The 21,432-nt window shown below is 64.0% G+C and carries 14 protein-coding genes, 1 tRNA gene and 1 pseudogene; 10 read left to right on the top strand and 6 right to left on the bottom strand.

Annotated features, from left to right (window positions below; all coding sequences use genetic code 11):
* The 6 genes from HV793_RS28495 to HV793_RS28470 form a co-directional block, all read right to left on the bottom strand.
* Nucleotides 1-3,051: retention module-containing protein (locus HV793_RS28495; RefSeq protein WP_175214318.1), on the bottom strand; the 3,051-nt coding region annotated here is incomplete at its 3' end.
* Nucleotides 3,052-3,135: 84 nt separating this feature from the next.
* Nucleotides 3,136-3,792: a helix-turn-helix transcriptional regulator gene (locus tag HV793_RS28490; protein ID WP_054458286.1), complete on the bottom strand. Its 657-nt coding sequence runs from the start codon at nt 3,790-3,792 to the stop codon at nt 3,136-3,138.
* Between the two features lie 19 nt (nt 3,793-3,811).
* Entirely contained in the window at nt 3,812-5,233 is a 1,422-nt protein-coding gene (locus HV793_RS28485; RefSeq protein ID WP_054458285.1) for an HlyD family type I secretion periplasmic adaptor subunit, read from the bottom strand.
* A gap of 7 nt (nt 5,234-5,240) precedes the next feature.
* Nucleotides 5,241-7,406 carry a type I secretion system permease/ATPase gene (locus HV793_RS28480; RefSeq protein ID WP_370539850.1) on the bottom strand — a complete coding sequence of 722 codons (2,166 nt, stop codon included), beginning with the start codon at nt 7,404-7,406 and terminating at the stop codon, nt 5,241-5,243.
* Entirely contained in the window at nt 7,390-7,602 is a 213-nt protein-coding gene (locus HV793_RS28475; RefSeq protein ID WP_042792889.1) for a hypothetical protein, read from the bottom strand. The genes HV793_RS28480 and HV793_RS28475 overlap by 17 nt, the downstream gene beginning before the upstream one ends.
* A gap of 24 nt (nt 7,603-7,626) precedes the next feature.
* Nucleotides 7,627-9,120, bottom strand: a complete 1,494-nt coding sequence (locus HV793_RS28470; RefSeq protein WP_054458283.1) for a TolC family outer membrane protein — start codon at nt 9,118-9,120, stop codon at nt 7,627-7,629.
* A 527-nt stretch (nt 9,121-9,647) separates the two neighbouring features.
* Here HV793_RS28470 and leuC point away from each other — a divergent pair.
* The 10 genes and pseudogenes from leuC to HV793_RS28420 all read left to right on the top strand — a co-directional run bounded on the left by leuC (nt 9,648) and on the right by HV793_RS28420 (nt 21,390).
* Complete coding sequence (gene leuC, locus HV793_RS28465) at nt 9,648-11,051, top strand: 3-isopropylmalate dehydratase large subunit (RefSeq protein WP_119451608.1); 1,404 nt, start codon at nt 9,648-9,650, stop codon at nt 11,049-11,051.
* A 25-nt stretch (nt 11,052-11,076) separates the two neighbouring features.
* Nucleotides 11,077-11,727 (top strand): 3-isopropylmalate dehydratase small subunit, encoded by a 651-nt coding sequence (gene leuD, locus HV793_RS28460; protein ID WP_054458281.1) that lies wholly within the window; start codon nt 11,077-11,079, stop codon nt 11,725-11,727.
* A 35-nt stretch (nt 11,728-11,762) separates the two neighbouring features.
* On the top strand, nt 11,763-12,839 hold the full coding sequence (gene leuB / locus HV793_RS28455) for a 3-isopropylmalate dehydrogenase (RefSeq protein ID WP_042792892.1): 1,077 nt from the start codon (nt 11,763-11,765) through the stop codon (nt 12,837-12,839).
* 249 nt (nt 12,840-13,088) lie between these two features.
* Nucleotides 13,089-14,219 carry an aspartate-semialdehyde dehydrogenase gene (gene asd, locus HV793_RS28450; protein WP_054458280.1) on the top strand — a complete coding sequence of 377 codons (1,131 nt, stop codon included), beginning with the start codon at nt 13,089-13,091 and terminating at the stop codon, nt 14,217-14,219.
* Between the two features lie 257 nt (nt 14,220-14,476).
* Nucleotides 14,477-16,306, top strand: coding sequence for a type IV pilus assembly protein FimV (locus HV793_RS28445; RefSeq protein ID WP_175214317.1), 1,830 nt, complete (start codon nt 14,477-14,479; stop codon nt 16,304-16,306).
* A 3-nt stretch (nt 16,307-16,309) separates the two neighbouring features.
* Nucleotides 16,310-17,119 carry a tRNA pseudouridine(38-40) synthase TruA gene (gene truA / locus HV793_RS28440; RefSeq protein WP_054458278.1) on the top strand — a complete coding sequence of 270 codons (810 nt, stop codon included), beginning with the start codon at nt 16,310-16,312 and terminating at the stop codon, nt 17,117-17,119.
* A 52-nt stretch (nt 17,120-17,171) separates the two neighbouring features.
* Nucleotides 17,172-18,383 (top strand): TRAP transporter substrate-binding protein, encoded by a 1,212-nt coding sequence (locus HV793_RS28435; RefSeq protein WP_054458315.1) that lies wholly within the window; start codon nt 17,172-17,174, stop codon nt 18,381-18,383.
* Nucleotides 18,384-18,446: 63 nt separating this feature from the next.
* Nucleotides 18,447-19,115: pseudogene (locus HV793_RS28430) on the top strand (phosphoribosylanthranilate isomerase); the annotation flags it as partial.
* A gap of 222 nt (nt 19,116-19,337) precedes the next feature.
* Nucleotides 19,338-19,414, top strand: a tRNA-Val gene (locus tag HV793_RS28425).
* A 395-nt stretch (nt 19,415-19,809) separates the two neighbouring features.
* Entirely contained in the window at nt 19,810-21,390 is a 1,581-nt protein-coding gene (locus tag HV793_RS28420) for a GGDEF domain-containing protein (protein ID WP_217472169.1), read from the top strand.
* The last annotated feature ends 42 nt before the right edge of the window (nt 21,391-21,432 follow it).

The following is a 21,432-nucleotide window of genomic DNA, read 5'->3' as shown; positions in this document are numbered from 1 at the left end:
GGTACCGCCGATCTTGACGGTAGCCAGGCCTTCCGGTGCGGAGACGGTCAGTTCGCCGGTGACCGGCTGCGTGGCGTTCTCGGCGATGCTGACGTTGCCGGCATCGGCGCCATTGGCATCGGGGACGGTTACGCCGGGCACGCCATCGGTGTGGCCGTTGATGGTGACGGTGATGGTGGTGGTGCTGACGTCGCCGTCGGCATCACGGATCGTGTAGGTGAAGGTGTCCTTGAGCTGCTGTCCATCGAGCAGCGCGTTCACGCGCGGGTCGTTGTTGTTCAGCTCGTAGGTGTAGGTGCCGTCGGCCTTGAGAACGATCTTGCCGTACTCGCCGTTGACGGCGGTATTGACGTTGCCGGTGACGTTCTGGCCGGCGGGGACCGTGCCCTTGGCCACGCCCACGACGTTGGTGACGTCCGCGCCGAGGGTGTCGGCACCGGTGCCGCTGATGACGTTGCCGGAGGCGGTCAGTGCGGTGTCTTCCGTGACGGAAGCGGTGTCGGGCTTGGCTTCGGGCGCCGTGTCGGTGATCTGGATGACCAGGTCATTGCTGCGGGTCTCGCCGGCAAAGTCCGTAACGGAAACCTGGAAGAGGTCGCGGACCGAATCGTCGCCATTGGAGTGATCGGCGGCTCCGCCAGTTTCCTGGTAGGAGTAGGTGATCTTGCCAGTGGCGGCGTCGTAATTGGTGACGGTCAGCACCCCCTTGTCGGTGGCGATGACTACCGGGTTGGCGGCGCTGGCGTTGCTGACGTCCTTGCCGCCCACCGTGACCTTGTCGACGCCGGCCTCGGCGGAGACGGTCACGGAACCGGTGACCGTGGCGCCAGACGCTTCGGCCACATTGTTATGACCCGCCGTCACATCGCCGTCGCTGTCTTCAGGCGTGATCACCGGAGGAGCGTCGGTCTGGCCGGTGACCGTAATGGTCAGGGTGGCAGTGCTGGTCGCGCCTTGCGCGTCGGACACGGTGTACGTGATCGACGTCGTTGCGGTCTGGCCGTCATTCAAATACTGGAATGCCGTGCCGGGGTTGAACGTGTACGTGCCGTCGGCGTTGAGCGTGAACGTGCCGCCATTCGAACCGACGACAGGCTTGCCGACGTCGGCGTCGGCGCCATTGACTTGCGAAACGCGGATGGTGTCGCCGTCCGGATCGCGATCGTTGCCCAGCACGCCTTCGGTAACGTGGTCAACGACCAGGGGCTTGTCTTCACCGGTGGTGCCTTCGTCATTGGTGGCGACCGGGACGGGGTTGCCCACGGTCCAGACGAAGGTCTGGGAGACGGTTGCGCCCGACTTGTCGGTGGCGGTGACGGTGATGAGGTACTCGCCCTTGACGCCCGTGTTGGTGTGATCGGACGCCCAGTTGGCGAACTGGCCGGTGAAGGTGCCGGTGGTGGGGTCGAACTTCAGGCCGCCGGGGATGTGGTCGACCGAGTAGACCAGGGAGTCGCCGTCGTCGAGGTCGCTGAAGAAGCCGGACAGGTTGTAGTTGACGACATCGCCGTCCATGTTGTCCTGGTTCTGCAGGGCAACTGCGGTCGGCGCGTCGTTGGTGCCGGTGATTTCGACCGTCAGCGTGGCGGAGCTGGTGCCGCCTTGGCCGTCCGTGACGGTATAGGTGATCGAGCTGGTCGCCGTCTGGCCCGCGGCCAGGTGCTGGAAGGCATTGCCGGGATTGAACGAGTACGAGCCGTCGGGATTCAGGGTGAACGTGCCGCCGTTGGAGCCGGCCGTCGGCGTGCCCACGTTGCCAGTGGCGCCGTTGACTTGCGACACGGTCAGGGTGTCGCCGTCCGGGTCCACGTCGTTGGACAGGACGCCGTTCTGGGCGCTGACGTTGAGCGTGGTGTCTTCGTCGGTGGTGCCGTTATCATCGGCCGCCGTCGGCGCAGGGTTGGTGACGTCCCAGTTGAAGTCCTGGGAAGTCGTGGCGCCGGACGGGTCGGTGGCGGTCACCGTCACCGTGTAGACGCCATTGTTGCCGCCTTGCGAGGCGGAATGGTCGATGGTGCCGGTGATGATGCCGGTGTTCGGGTCGATGGTCAGGCCTGGCGGCAGGCCGGTGGCGGTAAAGGTGAGCTTGTCGCTGGTGTCCGGGTCCGAGAAATGGCTGGAGACGTTGTAGCTCACGCCGGTCTGGGCGTCGATGCCCGAGGTGTCGGCGATGGAGGTGGACACCGGGCCGTCGTTGGTGCCGGTGATCGTCACGACGACGTTCGCCGTGGAGGTGGCGCCGCTGGGATCCGTGATGGTGTACGAAACGGTACTGGTGGCCGTTTCGCCCACGGCCAGGTGGCCGTATTCGTTACCCGGGTTGAAGACGTAGCTGCCGTCGGGCAGGACCGTGAAGGTGCCGCCGTTGCTGCCGTTGACCGTGATGCCGGCCGGGGTCATGGGGCGGCCGCTGACCGAGACGATCGCCAGCGGGTCGCCATCGGGATCCGAGTCGTTCAGCAGCAGGTTGCCGCGCACCAGGCTGTTCTGTTCGCCGCTGCCGGTATCGTTCAGCGCGTTGGGCGGGGTGTTGACGGTGGCCGGAGTGGCTTCATCGTCGCTGCCGGCGCCGGTGCCGGACAGGCGGGGCAGGATCTCCTGGCCACGGCTGGGGTTCGGGTAGGCCAGGTCGAGCGGGGTGGTGGTTTCCAGGATGCGGGCCAGGCGCACGAAGCTGCTGCCGCCGGCATCGCCGCCGCCGGCCACGACGGCAGCGGTGGGATCCAGTTCATCGAACGGGTCGCGGCCGTCGCGCAGGGCGGCCAGCAAGCGGTCGGAGTCGGTGCCGGAGGGCGGAGCCACAGCCGCTTCGGACGGGTCGGCCAAGGGGCCGGTCATGTCGCCGGTCACGGCAACCTCGCGGCCTTCGCCGATGACGATCGGCATGCCGTTCTCGACCTGAAGCGAAACCGTGGCGCCCGAGGCAGTGACCACGTCGCTGCCTGCGGGGACCTTGCTGCCTTGATGCAGTTCAGTCAGGGAACCGTCGCTATTGCGTATCCACGCGCGACCGGAGATTTCGTTGACGACTGCGGGAGAGGTGTTGGCCATGTTGGTTCCGTTTCAGGGAGTTATCCAAGATGGCCAGATACTAGATTGCGCCGCCGGCGCGGGATATTGTCCTCAAGGACAGTATCAGGAAGTAATTTTGATTTTGGCGTCGGCGGGGGCAGATATGCCGTGGACGAGCAGGGCGAGCTGCAGGCGGTCGGTTACGCCCAGCTTTTCGAAAACGGCTGACAGGTGGGCCTTGACCGTGCGTTCGGTGATGCCCAGGGCTTCGGCGATCTGCGCATTGGCCTGGCCGCTGGAGGCATAGCGGGCCACGGTGATTTCACGCTCGGTCAGCACGCCGCCATCCCAGGCGTGCTCGTCCTGGGCGCGCTCGGCGACCAGCTTGAGCAGCCGCGACACCAGCGAACGGCCCATCCAGATGCCGCCGGAGGCGACGACTTCCAGCGCCTGCGACAGCGAGGCGGCCGAGGCATAGCCGTGGCAATAGCCATGTGCGCCGGCGCCCAGCACCCGGGTGCCTTGCTCGTCGTTAGGACTGGGGCTGGCGACCACCACGTGCAGGTCCGCCAGGGTCGCGGCCCAGATGGGATCCTGCCAGGACGGCAGCCGGGGCAGGTCCGCATCCAATACCGCCAGAGTGCGGCCCTGTTCGCGCCAGCGTTGCAGGTCGGCCAGGCCGCGCCCGCGGGCCGCCAGCCAGCGGGCCGGATTCAGGCCGCGCCAATGCTGCCACAACAGGTCGTCGTGCGTAATCAACAGGACAGGAACGGGTTTCATAAGGCCTTGCAGCCCTCCTTTAACGTTCGGTAAAGGCATTCGCCTTGGCGCGCAGTATGGGCTTGAGCAGGTACTGCAGCACCGTGCGCTTGCCAGTCAGGATATGAACCTCCGCCACCATCCCGGGGATGATGGGCAACAGTTTGTCGCCTACCGTGCTGCGATCCGTGCGGACCCGCACCACATAGTAGGAATTGCCTTTCTCGTCGGTCACGGTGTCCGCGCCGATCTGTTCCACCTTGCCTTCGAGGCCGCCGTAAATGGCGAAGTCGTAGGCTGTGAATTTCACTTCTGCCTTCTGGTCGGCATGCAGGAAGCCGATGTCGCGCGGCTGGATGCGGACCTCGAGCAGCAGCGTGTCGTCCTTGGGCACGATCTCGATGATGTCCTTGCCGGGCTGGACCACGCCACCGACGGTGTTGTTGAACAGCGTCTTGACCGTGCCGCGCACCGGGGCGCGGACCTCGGCCAGCTTTACTCGGTCGGCCAGCGCCAGCTTGCCTTGACGCAGGGTCGCCAGCTTGGTGTTGGTTTCCGACAGCTCGTTGCGGGCCTGGTTGCGGATGTTCAGCTCAGCTTCCTGAAGCTTGCTTTCGGCTTCCTTGATGGAGGCCTGGAAGCGGTCGATCTGGGCTTCGGCGCCTTTTTGTTCGCCGCAGTAGCGGGCCACGTCGCGTTGCAGGCGCAACAGGTCGACTTCGGACACGGCGCCGCTCTTGAGCAGGGGACGGGTCACTTGCAGCTCGCGCGAGGTCAGGCCGCAGCTGGCCGCGGCCTGGTCGCGCTTGGCGATCGTTTCGCGCAGATCTTCCTGGCGTTGCTTGAGTTGTTCGCGCGCGACGTTGACCGTGGCGTTCAATTCAGTGGTGCGCGCTTGCCAGGCATTGCGCTCCATTTCCACCAGCCCGGGCGCCTGCGTCAGCACTTCCTCGGGAGCCACGAAGGGTTCGCCCGTGGCCAGGGCCTGCAGGCGGGCGGCCTTGGCGAGCAGGGAAAGGTATTCGGCGTTGTTCTCGCCCAGCGACGAGGCGAACCGGGTGGAGTCGATCTTCAGCAGGATCTCGCCCGCCTCGACTTCCTGGCCCGGGCGCACCAGGATTTCTTCGACGATGCCGCCGTCCAGACTCTGGATGATCTGGACCTGGCGCGAGGGCACGACCTTGCCTTCGCCGCGGACGACTTCGTCAATGCTGCCGGTGCCGGCCCACAGCAGCAGGCCGCCGGTGGCCAGCAGGCTGACCCACAACAGGATGCGCGAACCGCGCGCCTGCGATTCATGGATGACCCATTCGGCGTTGCCGACGTAGTCGGAGCGTTGCTGGGGCTTGCCTTTTTCGGCGCCGTCCAGCAAGCGGTCGAAGAAGAACACGAAGACGCCGCGCAGCATGCGCCACAGGCTTCCAAACAGGCCGTGCCGGGTTTCGCCAGGATTGTTCAGCATGGTTTCCTCAGCTTCCGCGTCCGACGCGTCCTTGACGCAGTGCCTCGACCACTTGCTCCTTGGGACCGTCAGCCACGATATGGCCGTTGTCGATCACGATCAGGCGGTCGACCAGGTCCAGCAGGGCGGTGCGGTGCGTGACCAGCAGGATCGTCTTCGTGGCGCTGGCTTCACCCAGCCGCTTGCGCAGCTGCGCTTCACTCTGGTGATCCATGTTGCTGCTGGGTTCGTCCAGCAGCAGGATGGGCGGATCGTTGATCAGGGCGCGGGCCACTGCCACCGACTGGCGCTGGCCGCCGGAGAGGGACTCGCCGCGTTCGCCGATGACCATGTCGAAGCCGTCGGGGTGCAGGTTGGCGAAATCGGTGACGCCCGCCATGTTGGCGGCTGCCAGGATGCTGGCGTCGTCAGCGTAGGGCGCGCCCATCGCCAGGTTGTGCTTCAGGCTGCCATAGAACAGCAGCGGGTCCTGCGGCACGTGGCCGATGGCGCGGCGCACGTCGGCCGGATCGATCTGCCGCACGTCCACGCCGTCCAGCAGGACTGCGCCCTCGGTGGGCTGGTACAGCGCCAGGGCCAGCTTCTCCAGCGTGGTCTTGCCGGAGCCGATGCGGCCAATGATGCCGACCTTTTCGCCCGGCTTCAGCTTGAAGGACACTTTCTTCAGCACCGGCTGCTTACTGCCGGGATAGCTGAAGGTTACGTCGCGGAATTCAATGCCGCCATGGAAGACGGGACGATGCAGGAATTCGGCTTCTGCCGGACGTTCGATCGGCAGCTTCATATAGTTGTCGATCGAGCCCAGCGAGGTGCGAGCGTTCTGGTACTGCATGAGCAACCCGGCGACCTGGCCGAGCGGGGCCAGGCAGCGCCCGGCGATCATGGAGGCGGCGATGATGCCGCCCATGGAAATGGCGGATTCCTGGGCCTGGTAGACGCCGATGATGACGACGGAGATCGACACCAGTTGCTGGACGGCCTGCACGAAGCCGACCGTCGAGGACGAAATCAGCTTCAGTTTGCCGCCGGTCAGGGCGATGTACTCGGTGGCGCGTTCCCAGTTGCGCTGGATGGATCCCTGCGCGTTGAGCGTCTTGACGGACTCCAGGCCGGTCAGGGCCTCGACCAGGGTCGCGTTGCGCTGCGACGACGCTTGGTAGGAGGCCATGGTGAGGGATTCCATGCGGGCTTGCGCGGCCAGCGACACCAGCAGGATCAACACGATCGCGACCAGCGGCGGCAGCACCATCCAGGGCGAAATCCAGGCCAGCGCCAGCAGGAACAGCAGAATGAAGGGCAGGTCCACCAGGGTGGTGATGGTGGCTGACGCGATGAAATCGCGAATGGATTCGAACGAACGCAGGTTGGCGGCGAAGGATCCCACCGACACCGGCCGGCCCTCCATGCGCAGGTCCAGCACGCGTTCCATGATCTGCGCGGACAGGCGCACGTCGACCCGTTTGCTGGCGCTGTCCACGACGTGGGAGCGGGCGGTGCTCAGGATCATGTTGAAGATCACGACCAACGTGATGCCGATGGCCAGCACCCAGAGCGTTTCGACGGCGTTGTTCGGCACGACGCGGTCATACACGTTCATGGTGAACAGCGGCATCGCCATTGCGAAGACGTTGATCAGCAGGGCGGCGATCAGCGCGTCGCGGTACAGGCGCCGGTTTTCCATGATGGCGGCCCAGAACCAATGGCGCTCGCGCACCTTGGCGACTTCGGGCGCGCGCGCGTCGAAGCGGAACTGCGGGCGCACGAAGCACACCAGCCCGGTGTATTGCGCCGACAGTTCCGCGGCGCTCATTTCCATCGAGCTGCCGCCCAATTCGGGGTGGCTGACGACGTAGTTTTCGCCGTCTTTCTTCAGCAGCAGGCAGGCGCGTTCGCCGTTGAGCAGCAGGATCGCGGGCAGCAGGTCCTGCGAAATGCTGTCCAGCGTGCGCTTGACCACGCGGGCGGAGAGCTGCGCGCGCGCGGCGGCGCGCGGCAGCAATGCCGGCGTCAGTTTGTGTTCTTCCAGCGGCAGGCCGGCCGACAGCGCCTGGGCCGTCGCCGTCACGCCATGGAGCCGGGTGATTTCAACCAGGCAATCGAGCAGCGGGTCGTCATGCGCCGCGCGCGCGTCCGCGCGCCACTCCCGGGCCGCCATTTCAGATAACTTGTCCATCTTCGTCATCCAGCAGGTCGAGGTGTTCGGAGAGGCGCGCGCGCTGTTGCTTGCGCTGGGTCAGCTTTTGTTGAGCCTGGATAGGCAGGTCGGTCATACGCAAGGTGCCATTGGCTATCAGCGCGTCGATCAGGTCTTCCAGGACGCGGACGAAGTCCGCATCCAGTTGTGAGAAGTCGTTGCCCTGTTTCTGCATATGGTCTCCTTGCGCTTGCGTCACCTAGGGTTTGGCCTTGGGCGAGTTTACCGGGATGAACGTGGGCGGCAGATTGCCCTCGTTGTATTGCACGCGCACGGGCGCCAGGCGGGCCGAGTCGGGGATCGTCGAATTGCAGAGCTTGATGACTTCGTCGGAGACTTCCAGCTTGCCGTTTTCCTCGGGCATTTCGTTGCGCGCGGGCTGCAGCGACAGCGCCGGCAGCAGTGCGTGCGACAGCGCCAGCCAGCGGTATTGCGCGATCTGCAGGTCATACAGCGCGTTGGTCAGGGCGCGGCGCGATTCGAACAATTCGTTTTCGGTGTCCAGCAAGTCCAGCAGCGAACGCTGGCCGATCTGGAATTGTTGGCGGTAGGCTTCGCGCACCTTGGTGGTGGCCACTTCGTGGTCGCGCAGGAAGGGCAGCTTCTGGTTCAGGCTGGCGACGTTGTTCCAAGCCACGGCCAGGTCCTGTTGCACATTGCGGCAGGTGTAGTCGCGGATGTCGCGCGCAGCATAGGACTGCGCGGAGGTCTGGCGCACGCGGGCGGAGTCGGATCCACCGCGATACAGGTTGTAGCTCATGACAACCTGGACGCTGGAGTTCTGGATGTCGCGGTTTTGCGGCGTGGGATCGTTCTGGTCGCGGCCGGTGGCGGCCACGAATTCGAACTTCGGCGAGAAGGCGCCCTTGGACGAGGCGACGCCCGCTTGCGCGGCCTGCAGCCCGGCCTGCTTGGACAGGAAGCTGGGGTTGCGGCGCAGCGACTCGTTGAAGTCGGCGGGCTTGACCGGCAGCTTGCCGCTGATATCGGGCGTAGGCTGCATCGCTTCAGGGGGCAGGGCGCCAGTGACGCGCTGGAAACGCTGCTGCACGTCCAGCAGGTTGGCGGTCTCGGTCATCAGATTGGTCTGGGCCAGCGCCAGGCGCCCGCCGGCCTGTTCCAGGTCGACGCGGCGGCCCACGCCCGATTCGGCGCGCTCGTTGATCTGCTTGAGCGTTTCTTCGTGCAGGGTGTAGTTCTGGCGGGCCAGCAGTTCCATGTCGCGGTAGCGCTGCAGGTCGATATAGGCCTGCACTGCGCTGAACGCGGTGTTGTCGCTGGTGGCCAACAGGTCATAGAAGCGCGCCAGCTTGTCGAAGCCGGCTTGCTTGACGTCGTTGCTCGTACGGAAGCCGTCGAAAATCAGCTGACGCAATTCCACGCTGTAGCCGGGACGGCTCCAGCTTTGCGACCCGACTCCGGGCACGTTGTTGCGGTACTCGCGACCCACATAGCCTTGCGCATTGATCTGCGGGAAGAACGCGCCGCGGGCAACGGCCTGGCCTTCCAGCGAAGCCTGGAAATCATGGTACTTGGCCTGGATTTCCGGGTTGCTGAGCAGGGTCTGCTCAACGACCTGGTTCAGTGTGACCCCAGCTGCCCCGGAGGCGGGAGCTGCTGACTGTGCAAATGCCGCAGGAACGAATGCCAGGGCAAGGACCGAAGTCGTGCTTTTGAGCAAAAACGAAGCCATAGTGATTATTCGCGAGTCGAGTTAGGAATTAATGGCCGCCATATTGTGTGGAAATGTCAGATTTGACGAGTCAATATTTGTTAATTCTTGACGAAGTTTTCCGGTCGGCAGTTTGAGTTTCTTCGCGCATCATCTCTTAATTAGCTTGAATTTGCACTAATTTCGCCATATCCCGGATTTTTGATCCGGTTTAATGCAGGATAAATGCGGTTTATTGCGCTTTATTTCGTCGTTTGGGTGAATCCAGCGCACAACGATTATATCGGTTTGATAATTTTGTATCTGTTTTAAATACCCGAATTTGTATCTGTAACTGTTTGATTGCAGTTCGATTGAAGTATGGAAATAGGACGAAGTGACCCTCGCCATGTCCTAGCATGGTAGTGTTAGTACTGGTATATAAGGTGTAGTTGTACTAGGTTGAGACCCTGTGCATAATTCGCTCATGCCGCAGTGGCTGGCGCCCGGGGATCACTGTTTGAACCGCGCGCGGCACGAGCCGGATTGTCTATTTGCAGAGCGCATCCATGGCCCAAACTCTTTACGACAAACTCTGGGACGCCCACGTCGTCCACCAGGAATCAGACGGCACCTGTCTGCTCTATATCGACCGCCACCTGGTGCACGAAGTCACCAGCCCCCAGGCGTTCGAAGGCCTGGCGATGGCCGGCCGCAAGCCGTGGCGCACGGGCGCCAACCTGGCGGTGGCGGACCACAACGTGCCGACGCTGAACCGCGCCCAGGGCATCGACGATCCGATTTCGCGCCTGCAGGTGGACACGCTGGACGCCAACTGCGAAAAGTACGGCATTACCGAATTCCGCATGAATGACCTGCGCCAGGGCATCGTGCACGTGATCGGCCCGGAGCAGGGCGCGACCCTGCCCGGCATGACCGTGGTCTGCGGCGACTCGCACACCAGCACGCACGGCGCGCTGGGCGCGCTGGCCTTCGGCATCGGCACCTCCGAAGTGGAGCACGTGCTGGCGACCCAGACGCTGCTCATGAAGAAAGCCAAGAGCATGCTGATCAAGGTCGACGGCGAATTGCCCTTCGGCTGTACGGCCAAGGATGTGGTCCTGCACATCATCGGCATCATTGGCACGGCCGGCGGCACGGGCTACGCCATCGAGTTCGCCGGCAGCACGATCCGCGCCCTGTCCGTGGAAGGCCGCATGACCGTCTGCAACATGGCCATCGAAGCCGGCGCCCGTTCGGGCATGGTGGCGGTGGACGACAAGACCGTCGAGTACTTCCGCGGCCGTCCCTTCGCGCCCACGGGCGTGCTTTGGGATCAGGCGGTGGGCTACTGGCGTACCCTGCATACCGATGAGGGCGCCAAGTTCGACGCCGTGGTGGAAGTCAACGCCCGCGACATCAAGCCGCAGGTCACCTGGGGCACGTCCCCGGAAATGGTGCTGCCGGTGGATTCCCGCGTGCCGGACCCCGATCGCGAAAAAGACGACGTGCGCCGCAGCGGCATGGAACGCGCCTTGCAGTACATGGGCCTGAAGCCCAACACGCCGCTTACCGATATCCGTGTGGATCGCGTGTTCATCGGTTCTTGCACGAATTCGCGCATCGAAGACCTGCGCGCGGCTGCGGCGGTCGCGCGCGGCAAGCATGTGGCCTCCAATGTGCGCCAGGCCATGGTGGTGCCGGGCTCGGGCCTGGTCAAGCAGCAGGCCGAGCGCGAAGGCCTGGACAAGATCTTCATCGAGGCGGGCTTTGAGTGGCGCGAGCCGGGCTGCTCCATGTGCCTGGCCATGAACGCCGACCGCCTGGAACCGGGCGAACGCTGCGCCTCCACCTCGAACCGCAACTTCGAGGGCCGGCAAGGACAGGGCGGGCGCACCCATCTGGTCAGCCCGGCCATGGCCGCCGCCGCCGCCGTCGCCGGCCATTTTGTCGACGTCCGCACTTTCCGTTAAGCGTCACGCACCGAGTACCGACATCATGCAAGCATTTACCACTCACGAAGGCCTGGTGGCTCCGCTCGACCGCGAAAACGTCGATACGGACCTCATCATTCCCAAGCAGTTCCTCAAATCCATCCAGCGCACCGGCTTCGGTCCGAACCTGTTCGATGAACTGCGCTACCTGGACCATGGCGAACCCGGCATGGACAACAGCAAGCGTCCGCTGAATCCGGATTTCGTGCTGAACCAGCCGCGTTACCAGGGCGCTTCGGTGCTGCTGGCGCGCAAGAACTTCGGCTGCGGCTCCAGCCGCGAGCATGCGCCCTGGGCGCTGACGCAGTTCGGTTTCCGCGCCATCATCGCGCCGTCCTATGCCGACATTTTCTTCAACAACAGCTTCAAGAACGGCCTCTTGCCCATCGTTCTGTCGGAACTGGAAGTCGCGCGCCTGTTCGACGAAGTGAAGGCTTTCCCCGGCTACAAGCTGCGCGTCGACCTCGACCGCCAGGTCGTGGTGGCGGCGGATGGGCGCGAGATGGGTTTCGACATCGAACCGTTCCGCAAATACTGCCTGCTCAACGGCTTTGACGATATCGGGCTGACCCTGCGCCAGTCGGACAAGATTCGGGCCTTCGAGGCCGAGCGCCTGGCCCGCCATCCGTGGCTGGAAAGCCGTCCCATCGCCTGACGCCACCATTCTTCTGATTACAGGATCGTTTTCGTATGACTCACAACATCGCAGTCCTGCCGGGTGACGGCATCGGCCCGGAAATCGTCGAACAGGCCGTGCGCGTCCTGAAGGCGCTGGACGTGTCCTTCGATATCAAGCAAGCGCCCGTGGGCGGCGCCGCCTTCGATGCGTTCGAACATCCGCTGCCGCCGGCCACGTTGAACCTGGCCAAGGAATCGGACGCCGTGCTGTTCGGCGCCGTGGGCGACTGGAAGTACGACAGCCTGCCGCGCGAGTTCCGCCCCGAGCAGGCCATTCTGGGCCTGCGCAAGGCGCTCGGCCTGTTTGCCAACCTGCGTCCTGCCATCCTGTATCCGGAACTGGCCAGCGCCTCGTCGCTGAAGCCCGAGATCGTGTCCGGCCTGGACATCCTGATCATCCGCGAGCTGACTGGCGACATTTATTTCGGCACGCCGCGCGGCGTACGTTCTTCACCCGACGGCGCCTTCGCCGGCGAACGCGAAGGCTACGACACCATGCGCTATGCGGAATCCGAAGTGCGCCGCATTGCGCGCATCGGTTTCGAATCGGCCCGCAAGCGCAACAAGAAGCTGTGCAGCGTGGACAAGGCCAACGTGCTGGAGACCTCGCAGTTCTGGCGCGACATCGTCATCGAAGTCGCGCGCGAGTATCCCGACGTGGAGCTGTCGCACATGTATGTCGACAACGCCGCGATGCAGCTGGTGCGCAACCCGCGCCAGTTCGACGTAATCGTGACCGGCAACCTGTTCGGCGACATCCTGTCCGACGAAGCCGCCATGCTGACCGGTTCGATCGGCATGCTGCCTTCGGCTTCGCTGAACGCAGGCGGCCAAGGCTTGTATGAACCCAGCCATGGCTCCGCGCCCGATATCGCCGGCCAAGGCATCGCCAATCCGCTGGCGACCATCCTGTCCGCGGCCATGCTGCTGCGCTATTCGCTGAATCTGGCGCCGCAGGCCGACCGCATCGAGGCCGCCGTGCGCCGCGTGCTGGCCGACGGCCTGCGCACCGCCGACATCTTCGAACCGGGCACGACCAAGGTCGGCACGGCGCAGATGGGCGACGCGGTGCTGAAGGCGCTGGCCTGATCTTCTCGGGATCGAGCCGCCGGGCGCTAGCGCGCGTGGCGGTTGAAGCACCGTAAAACAAGGGGTGGCCCGGCTGGGCCGCCCCTTGTTTTGCTGTTGTGGCGTCGCCTCGAAAGCGCCCTGTATCCATTGCGGCCCCTATTATTTCTAGCTGCGCCGCAACATCCGGCCGTGCATTCTGATAAATTGTTGAATTGCACGGCTTTTTCCCCTGGACCCTAGTCTCCACACCTTTAAAGAGCGATTGAAATGAATCAAGCAGTAGGCCTTGTCGGCTGGCGCGGTATGGTCGGCTCGGTGCTCATGCAACGCATGCGCGACGAGAACGACTTCGCACTGATCGAACCGGTGTTTTTCTCCACCAGCAACGCTGGCGGCGCCGCGCCCACTTGGGCCACTGGCGCAGGCCCGCTGCAAGACGCCTACAACATTGACGCTCTGAAAAAACTGCCGATCATCGTGACGGCGCAAGGCGGCGACTACACCTCCGAGGTCTATCCCAAGCTGCGCGGCGCAGGCTGGAACGGCATCTGGATCGATGCCGCCAGCACCCTGCGCATGGCCGATGACGCCATCATCGTGCTGGATCCGGTCAACCGTCCGGTCATCGACGCGGCGCTCAAGCGCGGCGTGCGCAACTTCATCGGCGGCAACTGCACGGTCAGCTGCATGCTGATGGGCTTGGCCGGCCTGTTCAACAACGACCTGGTCGAATGGATGACTTCCATGACCTACCAGGCGGCTTCCGGCGGCGGCGCGCAACACATGCGCGAACTGCTGACCCAGTTCGGCGAGATCAATCAATCGGTCAAGTCGCTGCTGGACGATCCCGCGTCGGCCATCCTGGAAATCGACCGCGGCGTGCTGGCCAAGCAAAAGGACCCGGCGCTGCCCCACGAGCACTTCGGCGTGCCGCTGGGCGGCAACCTGATTCCCTGGATCGACAAGGATCTGGGCAACGGCATGTCCAAGGAAGAGTGGAAGGGCGAGGTCGAGACCAACAAGATCCTGGGCCGCGGCGCAGCCTTCGGCACGCCCGCTACGCCGATCGACGGCCTGTGCGTGCGCATCGGCGCGATGCGCTGCCACAGCCAGGCGCTGACCATCAAGCTCAAGCGCGATGTGCCGCTGGACGAGATCGAAGCGCTGATCGCCGAAGGCACGCAGTGGGCGAAGGTCGTGCCCAACACCAAGGAAGCCACGGTTTCCGCGCTGACTCCGGTCGCCGTTACCGGCACGCTGGACATTCCGGTGGGCCGCCTGCGCAAGCTGTCGATGGGCTCGCAATACCTGGGCGCTTTCACCGTGGGCGACCAGTTGCTGTGGGGCGCCGCCGAGCCGCTGCGCCGCATGCTGCGCATTGCGCTGGCCGAAGCCTGATGCCGTCGCAGGCGGCGTTCGGCGCCGCCTGACCAGGCGCGCAAGGCAAGCAAGGGCACCTCAGGGTGCCCTTGCCGTTTGCGCAGAGTCTGTGCTGTATCGGCGGACAGGCCCGCCAGCAAACGCGGCCGGGCCTTTCAGGTTTGTGAAATGCGCATGATCCATTACACTTTTCCCGTGAATTGATGCCTGTTCTCACCGAGATGGCGTGAGCCGGCTCCAGCCCGCAAGTCGACTACAAGACGGAATTCCAGCTTATGACCCAGCGTTCGCGCCAAGTGAAGCATGCCCGCCGTTTAAAAGCCCTGCAGTGGGCGATTGCGCTGGCGATTGGCTCAAGCGTGTGCAGTACCGCCATGGCCATGCGCGTGGGGCATTCGCGGGTGGTTTCCGTGCCGGGCGCGCCGCTGCAGGCGGTGGTGGGATTGCAGGAGCTCACGCCCGAGGAAATCGCATCGCTCAAGGTGTCGGTGGCTGACGAGGCCTCCTGGCAACGCGCAGGTCTGAAGCCGCCGGTTCCGCTGGCAAGCATGGTGGTCCGGGTCGAGGACGGCCTGGACGCCACGCGCAAGAATCTGCGCGTGCGGGCCTCGCAGCCGCCGGCCAGCGGCGCGGTTGATCTGCTGCTGAATATCAACTCCAGTTCCGGGCAGCGCCAGGTGCAGGTCAGCATTCTGGTGCCGCTGCGCGGCACGACGGCTGACGTGACGCCGGCTGCGGTCGGCACGCCGGGGCGCGCGGCGGGATCGCGTTCGGTCAACGTGAAGTCCGGCGACAATCTGTTCGCTATCGCTCAGCGCAATGCGGTGCCCAACGCATCGGTCTATCAGATGCTGGTGGCCCTGTGGCGCGCCAATCCCGAGGCCTTCATCCAGAACAATATGAATCTGGTGAAAGCCGGCCAGAGGCTGACGATTCCCGATGCGGCTACCGTGCGCGCGGTGGATCCGGCCGAGGCGCGGCGCATCTTCAATGAACATGCCGAGGCGTTCGCGAAGTACCGCGCCCGCATCGGCGCGGCGGCCGGCGCGAATCCCTCCGTGGTCCAGGGGCAGGGCGCGGCTTCGGGCAGCGTCGCGCCTCCTGCTGATGCCGGGGCGGCCAGCGCATCGCCGCCGCAGGATCGCGTGCGGCTGTCCTCGGGGCAGGCGCAAGACAGCGCATCGGCGCAAGCAGAGGCGCAGGCCGATGCCAAGACGTCGACTGAGCGCGCCATGGCCGATGTCCAGGGGCGCGTGAGCCAGTTGCAAAGCAACGTCGACGATTTGAACAAGGCGGTGGCACAGCAAGGCGCCGCTGGTGGCGCTCCTGGTACTGCGGCGGCGCCGGGCGCGGCAGGCGCTTCGGGTGCAACAGGCGCTTCGGGAGCGGCAGGCGCTTCGGGTGCAACAGGCGCTTCGGGTGCAACAGGCGCTCCGGGTGCAACAGGCGCTTCCGGTGCAACAGGCGCTTCGGGAGCTGCAGGCGCTTCGGGAGCAGCAGGCCCTTCGGGTGCGGCAGGCGCTTCGGGAGCGGCAGGCGCTTCGGGAGCGGCAGGCGCTTCGGGAGCAGCAGGCGCTTCGGGTGCAGCAGGCGCTTCGGGTGCAGCAGGCGCTTCGGGTGCAGCAGGCGCTTCGGGAGCGGCAGGCGCTTCTGGTACAACAGGCGCTTCTGGTGCAACAGGCGCTTCGGGCGCGACAGGCGCGTCGGGTACGCCGGGCGCACCGGGCGCAGCGGGTACGCCCGGTGCAACAGGGTCGGCAGGACCTGCGAACACCTCGAGCGCCCCAGGCGCTTCTGGGGCATCTACGCCAGATCAGGCCGCTGGCACGCCGGCAGGCAAGGATTCCGCTTCGGACATGCCCGGGTGGCTGGCCGACAATCTGCTCGTTATCGTCACTGCAGTGCTGGCGCTGATCGCATTCGCGATTGCCTGGCTCTTGCGCCGGGCCGGTGCGCGGCGCGGGGACGATGACGAGGAAACCTACGAATTCAACGAGCCAGCGCTGGATACGGCGGCGCTGAACCGCAAGCTCGGAAGCATCAATCTCGACCTGGACGAACCGCCCACGGACGAACCGCACCGTGTCGGCGGGCCACGGGTTTGATACATGTCTAGAGTTGCATTGGGGCTGGCGTACGACGGCTCCGCCTGGCAGGGTTGGCAGACACAGCCGCATCGGCAAACGGTGCAGGACACGTTGGAGGCCGCCCTGGGCAGTTTTTGTGGTGTGCAAGGGCCGGTGGCGACGATCTGCGCCGGCCGCACCGATACCGGGGTGCACGGCGCGATGCAGGTGATCCATCTGGACACTGAACTCGACCGCCGGATGGAGTCCTGGGTCCGGGGGGTGAATGCTTTCCTGCCTCCCAGCATTTCAGTCCAGTGGGCGCAGCCGGTATCGGACGAATTCCACGCGCGGTTTTCCGCGCGCGCCCGTACCTACGTATATTTGTTATGGCGCGGCCGGGTGCGGCCGGCATTGTGGGCGGGCCGGGCGGGCTGGTGCTTTCAACCGCTGGACGTCGATGCCATGCGGGCCGCGGCGAATGCCTTGCTGGGCGAGCACGATTTTTCCAGCTTCCGTTCCTCGCAGTGCCAGGCCAAGCATCCTGTGCGCCATCTCTACCGGCTGGATATCGATGAGCGCGGGCCGTTCCTGGTGTTCACGCTGAAGGCCAATGCCTTCCTGCATCATATGGTGCGCAACATCATGGGCGCGCTGTTGCAGATCGGGCAAGGGCGCGAATCGGTGGACTGGATGGCGCAGTTGCTGTCCTGGCGCGACCGCAAGCGGGGCGCGCCGACCTTCGCGCCCGATGGGCTGTACCTGTCCGCCATCGATTATCCGGAAGAGTTCGGCCTGGATGAGCTCGACGGGGGATCGCAGTTGCTGTCGCCGTTTACTCAAACCTATTAGGGATGCCGCCGGCAACGGCGATGCCTGCCCGTATCCGATGGAGGCTTTTGCCATGCAACGCCGCGCGTTTTTGAAGCAGACCGCCCTGGGCGGCGCCGCTCTGGTCGCTCCGGCGTTCGCGCAGGAAGTTCCGTTGGCCGAGGAAAACGCCAGCCCGGCCCCGTCGGCGCCGCCAGCGGGACCGCAAGAGGCTCCGCCCAGCCCGCCGCCCGCTCCGGCCGCCGCGCCCGAAGCGCCGGCGGTGGTGGCAGCCCCAGCCAAGGTCGCTTGGCGGCTGGCCTCCAGTTTTCCCAACGAGTCTCCCACCTTGTTCGCCGGCGCCGAAGACGTGGCGCGTTACGTGAACGAGGTGACGGACGGGCGCTTCAGCATCGAAATCTTTCCCGCCGGCGACCTGGTGCAGCCGGGACAGGTGCTGGAAGCCGTGCAGCATCGCGTCGTCGATTGTGGCCATACGGCGTCGACCCGCTACTTCGATGTCGACCCCGCGCTGTGCTTTGACGCCGGCGTGCCGTTCGGCCTGAACACGCGGCAGATGAACGCCTGGATGACGCAGGGCGAAGGCCTGGCGCTCACGCGCGTGCTATTCGACAAGTACAACATCCTGAACTTTCCCTGCGGTTATACCGGCGCGCAGATGGGCGGCTGGTTTCGCGGGGAAATCAAGACCGTGGACGACCTGCGCGGGCTCAAGGTGAAGGCCGGCGGGTTTGCCCGCCATGTGCTGGCGCGGATGGGCGCCACGCCCGTGGACGTGCCGGTGGCCGAAGCCTATGCCGCGCTGGAGCAGGGCGTCGTGGACGCCGTGGCTTGGATCGGCCCTTACGACGATGAAAACCTGGCGCTCTATAAAGTTGCCAGGAATTACTACTTTCCGGGCTGGTGGGCGGGCACGCTGCAGCTATCCTTGTATGTGAACCAGGACGCCTACGACGAACTGCCCAAGCCGTATCAGTCCGCTTTGACGCTGGCATGCCGTATGGCGACTGCCAACATGATCGCCAAGTACGATGCGGGCAATCCGGACGCGCTGCGCCGACTGGTGTCGCGCGGCGCGCAGTTGAAAGCGTTTCCCAAGCCGGTCCTGCAGGCGAGCTACGAAGCCTCGCTGGCCGCCTACCAGGAAATGAGCGCCAAGGATCCCATGTTCAAGAAGCTGTACGACAGCATGGCGGCGTTTCGCGACAAGGAAACGCCCTGGTTCCGTCTGGCCGAGGGCAGCTTCGACAATCTCGTGGCCACCGTGGGTCAGCCCGGCGCGTAGGCGCTGCCTGCACGCCGGATATACTGATTCGACCGGCCGCGCAGGGCGGCCAAGCCAGCGAAGAGTTTCATGCGCACACGCATCAAGATCTGTGGATTGACCCGGGAACAGGATATCGACGCCGCCGTCGCGGCGGGCGTCGATGCGATCGGCTTTGTGTTTTACCCCAAGAGCAAGCGTTGCCTGACGCCGACGCGCGCAGCCCAGTTGCGGCGCATGGTGCCCGCCTTTGTCGACGTGGTGGCCTTGTTCGTGAATGCGCAAGAGGCCGAGGTGCAGGCCGTGCTGGACCAGGTCAAGCCGGAGCTGCTGCAGTTCCATGGCGATGAAACGCCGCAGGACTGCGCGCACTACGGTCATCGTTTTTTGCGGGCATTCCGTGCCGGCGCGCCCGGCCTGGACACCGCGGAAAACCTGGCCTCCACATGCCGCGCCTATGGCGAAGCCGCAGGCTGGCTGTTCGACAGCTACAGCGCGGGCTACGGTGGCAGCGGTCATGGTTTCGACTACGCGTTGCTCGACGAAGTGAGGGCCGATCCGGTGTCTCGGCCCCTGATCCTGTCGGGCGGCTTGAACGCGGAAAACGTCGGGCAGGCCGTGGAATTGGTCAGGCCTTGGGCGGTCGATGTAAGTAGCGGCGTGGAGCTTGAGCAAGGAATTAAAAGTTCTGATAGAATCTCGTTCTTCGTTGCTGCGGCGCAAGCGGCAGACGCGAAGCTGAAGGGAAATTAGTAGTGCGGTGCAGGCGGTTTGAAGTAGTGGGGCAAGGCTGAAAAGCGGCGTCCAAGGTTCCCAGGAACTGGTACTTCAAACGCGTTGCGCAGACAAGCTTGAAGGCATGCGAAAGTAAACCTCGCAAACGCCGCAAACTTCGAAGCGCAATAAATAATGCAAAAAATCTTGCCAGACGATTTGCATAGTTTAAAAAAGCACTATATAATTCTTCTTCTTTGCAGGCGGTTAGCTCAGCTGGTTAGAGCGCCACGTTGACATCGTGGAGGTCGTTGGTTCGATTCCAATACCGCCTACCAAATTCCTGCAAAGTGCTGTCAAGCACGGCAAAGAGAAAGCCGCTAGATCAATGATCTGGCGGCTTTTTTGTTTGGGTTTCGTCCGTTGCATGCCGCGCGCCATGCCACCAAGCATGGTTTTCGCGGGGCAATGGCAAAGGCGCGAAAACTCTTCAGCTATCGACGCCAGCCGTTAGCCCTGCATTTACTCAAGCCTGTGCGTTCTGCGCAGTTCGCGGTAAATCGCCGAATCATATTGAAGTAAGCCACGCATAATGGAAATATGGCGATTCATTAGCGTGTGGCCGAACATTTTGGCCACGTTCCGTTGACCGGCCGCCAGACATTTCCTTTCAGTACAACTGGCGGATTGGCCGATGATTGCCTGAGGCCGTTGGTTTGAATCAGGGGACCCTGTGAGCGAAGAATTGTCGCGACAAGGTAGACGTGAACGGCAGGGCCATTCCCTCGTGCGTCGCGTGACGCTCGGTCTGGCCCTGGCATGGTTTGCGTTGGTGATAGCTATTGCACGCTGGATGTCGCAGGGAATGGAGGCATCGCGGCTGGACAGCCTAGCCGCCAGCGCCGAATACGAGGCAAGAATTACTGCGCGCGTCATGGATCGGTTATTCACCGAGATGGTGAGCGTAGCGAACATGGTGGCCCGCCAGGGCCAAGTGATCCAGCTTGCCGTCCGTTACCGTACGGATCCACCCGGCGCAGCCGACTTGTCTCGAGAGCAGCGAGCGGCCCTGTTCACGCGGGATCCATTGGTGCGCAGGGTAGGCGACTTCATGAATGAGCTGGCCAGCGATCTGCGATACGCCCGCATTTATATGAACAATATGTCGGACGATACGGTGACGGCCAGTAACTGGGCGGAACCCGACAGCATCGTCGGCATGATCTACTCGGGTCGGGCTTATCTCGAAGACGCATTGCGTGATGGCTATGGCAGTTACTTCGGCATTGCCCGGTTGAACAAGAGTCCATCGTATTTCGTCGCCAGCCGCATCGAAGACTCGAATGACATGCCGCAGGGCTCAGTGACGGTAAAGTTCGATGCGCCGGATGTGGCGCTTTACCTGGCCGGGCGACATATCGCGTTGGTTGTGAATCGCCAGGGAAGGGTAACCACGGCTTCTTCCGAGCCGTTCATGCTGCGTAATGTCGCAGCGCTTTTGCCTGCCGATTCGGTACTGCCTTCCGATGGCGATGAAGACCTCGGCGAACCCCTGGATATTCGCGCCATACCCGGCTCGATCCAATCCGGCCGTTGGCTCATCGATGGCAGGCCCTATCTGGCGAGGCGGCAGGCGCTGGCTAATGGGCAATACCACTTGATCACGCTGGCCTCGCTGGAATCTTTGGCGCCCATGCGCAAGCGGCATATGTGGGCGACGGGATTGGTGGCGATGGTCGGTCTGGTCCTGATCCTTCTCTCCAGCCATGTGGTCGCGCAAATGGTGAGACGCCGCCAGGATGAACGGCATGCCGCCAACCATGATGCGCTTACCGGCTTGCCGAATCGGCGAGCGATCATGGCGGAGTTGGAGCGGTATTTCTCGGAGGCGAATCGGACGCAGCGGTCTGTTCAAGTCGCGTTTATAGATCTGGATGGGTTCAAGACGATTAACGATACCTACGGCCACGACATCGGCGACAAATTCTTGATCGAGGTTGGCCGACGTCTGTCGGCAGGCCTGCGTTCTGGAGAGGTGCTGGGTCGATGGGGGGGCGACGAATTCGTCGTCGTTGGCTTGGGCGCAAGGTCAGGGCCGACGGCTGATGCTGTGGTTGAAACAATGCGCACGCGCCTGGCCCCGTTGCTCAGCGGCATCTACACCCTGGACGACTGCAGTTTTCACTACGCCGGCGCGAGCTTTGGCATTGTGAATGCCGACCCATCGGCCAGCGCGCTGCAGGCCGTCCTCAGGGAAGCAGATCAATTGATGTATGCAGACAAGCAGGCGCGGCGTGAGATGCAGATTGCGTAACCGCCTGCCGGGCTGAGCCCGGGAAGACCTGCATCCGCCAGC

Origin of the sequence: Achromobacter aegrifaciens (genome assembly GCF_902859965.1) — a bacterium.
Classification (GTDB): Bacteria; Pseudomonadota; Gammaproteobacteria; order Burkholderiales; family Burkholderiaceae_B; genus Achromobacter; species Achromobacter aegrifaciens.
The sequence above is the reverse complement of the archived record's forward strand: the minus strand, read 5'-3'. Positions and strand labels throughout refer to the sequence as shown.